4 protein-coding genes are annotated in these 3462 nt (G+C 29.8%); all 4 read left to right on the top strand.

All coding sequences use genetic code 11. The annotated features are described in order from the left end of the window. The first annotated feature begins 533 nt into the window (after positions 1-533). The 4 genes from Q4500_RS18560 (at position 534) to mddA (ending at position 3370) form a co-directional block, all read left to right on the top strand. Positions 534-950, top strand: a complete 417-nt coding sequence (locus Q4500_RS18560) for a hypothetical protein (RefSeq protein ID WP_303601051.1) — start codon at positions 534-536, stop codon at positions 948-950. A 113-nt stretch (positions 951-1063) separates the two neighbouring features. After that, entirely contained in the window at positions 1064-1930 is an 867-nt protein-coding gene (locus tag Q4500_RS18555) for an AraC family transcriptional regulator (RefSeq protein WP_303601050.1), read from the top strand. Between the two features lie 105 nt (positions 1931-2035). Then, positions 2036-2614, top strand: coding sequence for an OsmC family protein (locus Q4500_RS18550; RefSeq protein WP_303601049.1), 579 nt, complete (start codon positions 2036-2038; stop codon positions 2612-2614). Positions 2615-2626: 12 nt separating this feature from the next. After that, on the top strand, positions 2627-3370 hold the full coding sequence (gene mddA / locus Q4500_RS18545) for a methanethiol S-methyltransferase (protein WP_303601048.1): 744 nt from the start codon (positions 2627-2629) through the stop codon (positions 3368-3370). The last annotated feature ends 92 nt before the right edge of the window (positions 3371-3462 follow it).

The following is a 3462-nucleotide window of genomic DNA, read 5'->3' as shown; positions in this document are numbered from 1 at the left end:
TAAATTCTTCATCAAATCTGACCTAAATAATAATTATTTATCGAATTTAGAGGTGTCCTAAGAAGGGGAAGCCTACAAATGGTATCACAAATGAGCAGTTTTGACGATAATGATAAAATCATGTATTCACAACTGCCTACCAAAGGTGTCACCACATTATACTCAATTATTCAAGATAGTTTCGTCTACCTGTGTATTGGGTTCTTGCTGTTATTTATTGTGCTTATGGTTCGATCAAATAAAAGGAAATCTACTATTCAGTCATAATAGGCAATTGAATAAATATGTCGATTTATAAAAACCTGTAATTAATTGCAGGTTTTTATGTTTACCATATTTCCCATACTGTTTTTGAGATGAATGCTGTATATTACTTGCTACAACACGCGGTAAAAATCATTGCGCAGAAAGTGCTATATTTAAGCTGTAAAACATTTAATAAACGGTTTTGTATCGGGAAACTGATGCGCCCCGAAATGCGCAACGATTCTTACCGCAATCCGTTGTAAGTAATTTAAAAAAAGGAATTTCCAATGCTTAAAAAGAATCCAATATTCGCTTTTCTATTTGGTTCCTTATTTTTTAACGTTATTTCCTGTAGAGAAAAATCCTTTGAAGAATATAATGAAAATGAATTTTACAAAGCTCAAGGTGTTGTTGTTTCTGCAAAAATGACAAGTACGATTATGGACAGCCCTTTTATGAAAGAAATCGAATTCGAATACTTCATAAATGATTCTTTAATATTAAAAAAATCAGAGGACTTATCTTTTATGGACTTAGAGAAAGGTATCCCAATAGAAGTTCTTGTGCATAAAGAAAATCAAGAAGTGTCTTTTTATTGGAGAAATGGATTTACCGACAGCATTACTCCTTTTCAGGTACAATATGTAAAAGCTAAAATGGATAAAGCTGTGTCAGAAATCAAAAAAGCTATGAATAAAAGATAAAAACCACTTACAACAGGTCCTATAATCAATGTCCTTAAAAACATATTAGCCTGAAAAAAGGACACTGATCATAGCCCTGTCGTTAGGCATAATTTAAAAACTGAAACTACATAGTGATTAATGCATATGAATACTTTAAAAATCATCCAAAATTCAACAAGCTTGTTGGAAATGATTTCTTATTCGTAGAATATAAATGTCCTCTCAATATTGAAGAGTATCAATTGTGGATTGAAAATCATTTAATTACTTATGTCATTAGCGGAAAAAAGGATTGGATTACTTCAAAAAAAACACACAAACTTATTGCTGGTGACACCCTATTTGTTAGAAAAGGTGTTTATACTACAAAGCAATATTTAGAAAGTGAGTATTGTGTAATGCTATTTTTCATTAATGATAATTTCATAAAAAGGTTTATTTCAGAGAATCCAACTTTTAAGAGAGAATTCAATAATAAGAAAGAGTATAATCAAATTTTCGACATTACTACTAATGATGTATTTAAAACATTAATAGAAAGTATATTCCAATATTTAAACCAAGAAGTGGAAATGCCTAAAGAATTAGTGGAAATTAAATTTAAAGAATTACTCTTCAATATCGTACTAAACTCAAACAATAAAGAACTGCTGTTTTTCTTTAATTCAATAATGAAAAACAGTAAAACAACTATTGAAAATATAATGACAGAAAATTTTCAATACGATTTAAAAATAGCTGATTTTGCAAAACTTTGTGGAAAAAGCCTATCTTCTTTTAAGCGTGAATTTAAAAAAATATTTAATACAACACCAAGTAGGTGGTTAATCAACAAAAGATTAGACTACTCTAAAACACTATTATTAGGCACAAATTTAACCGTAAGTGAGGTAGGTCATGAATGTGGTTTTAAAAATAATTCCCATTTTATTCAAGCTTTTAAAAAGTTAGCAAAAGTAACGCCCAATAGATATAGAATACTCAAAAAAGAAGCGTAACTATATTTCTTGAACTTTTAAGAACATTATTTGGGCTTTTAAGAAATCCTGATTGGCAATATAAATACAACCTTTACATCATTAGTAAATTAATAAAATGATGTGATGCCAAATCAAAAATTTTCAACCAAGAATACAAAATCCAATAAAGACACTTCCATTGTTCACCAAAGACATTTAGTTCTTAATGAAAAATATCGAAAAGATATTATATCTGCTTGGATTACTGATTCTGCGGAGGTTATTGGAATTAATTTACACGATTCATTTAGAACCACGGTTTCCATCAATGATAAAATGAAGGTTCCATTTAAAATTGGAGTTCATAAAGCAGTTGGTGGCGATCACGATTTTCCAAATCCTGGAGATTTACTTTGTGCTTCACTAGCATCTTGTTTTGAAAGCACTATTAGACTGATTTCTAATAAATTGAGAATAGAACTTATTGAAACAAAAATATACGCAAAGGCTCAAATTGATGTAAGAGGAACTTTAATGATTCATAAATCTGTGCCAGTTGAGTTTCAATCTATGCATATTGATGCTTTAATTATTGCAAAAAACACTAATGAAAAACTCTTAAATACACTCGTAAATGGAGCTAAAAAGAGTTGTATAGTTTATCAAACAATAAAAAAAGGCATCCCAATTACTTTAAATACAAACCTTAAAATCGAAAACTAAAAAACATAATTTATGAAAAAATCAATCATCTTACTTTACGGAATTTTAGCCTATGTGGTATTTCTAATTGCATTTTTATATGCCATTGGTTTTGTAGGTAATATTATAGTGCCAAAAACAATTGATTCTGGAGTCGAACCTACGTTACTAAAAGCTATTTTAACCAATGTAATTTTATTAAATGTTTTTGCTTTGCAACATAGTATTATGGCAAGACCAGCGTTTAAAAAATGGTTTACTACTATAATTAGTCCTGCAATGGAACGTAGCACCTATATTCTATTGTCTAGTTTAGCACTATTACTAATTTATTGGCAATGGCAACCCATAACCACAATAGTATGGAAAATTGAAAATGAAATTGTTAGTCTGGTTATAACAGGTATATTCTTTCTAGGTTGGTTAATCGTTCTGCTATCAACATTTATGATTAATCATTTTGAGCTTTTTGGATTAGCACAAATTTTCGATAATCTAAAAAATAAACAAACTGCTAATCCAAAATTTCAGACCAACTATTTATATAAAATTGTTAGACATCCAATAATGCTAGGTTTCATAATTGCCTTTTGGGCAACTCCTACTATGACAGTTGGACATTTACTATTTGCCCTAGTAACTACTATTTATATTTTTATAGCTGTAAAATATTTGGAGGAAAAAGACCTTCGTAAATTTATTGGAGAAAAATATGAAACTTACCAAAAAGAAGTGCCAATGATTATTCCTTTTACCAAAAACAAGCAGAAGGTATAAGAAAAAACTATGCCTAATCGAGTAGACGGCTCCGCCCCTAATTAGGAACGGAGTGCGCCTCTCACACCACCGTACATACGGGTCTCGTATAC

The sequence above is a fragment of the Maribacter sp. 1_MG-2023 genome (assembly GCF_030547005.1).
In the GTDB taxonomy this organism is placed as follows: Bacteria; Bacteroidota; Bacteroidia; order Flavobacteriales; family Flavobacteriaceae; genus Maribacter.
Note: the sequence above shows the minus strand (reverse complement) of the source record. Positions and strands in the feature narration are given on the sequence as shown.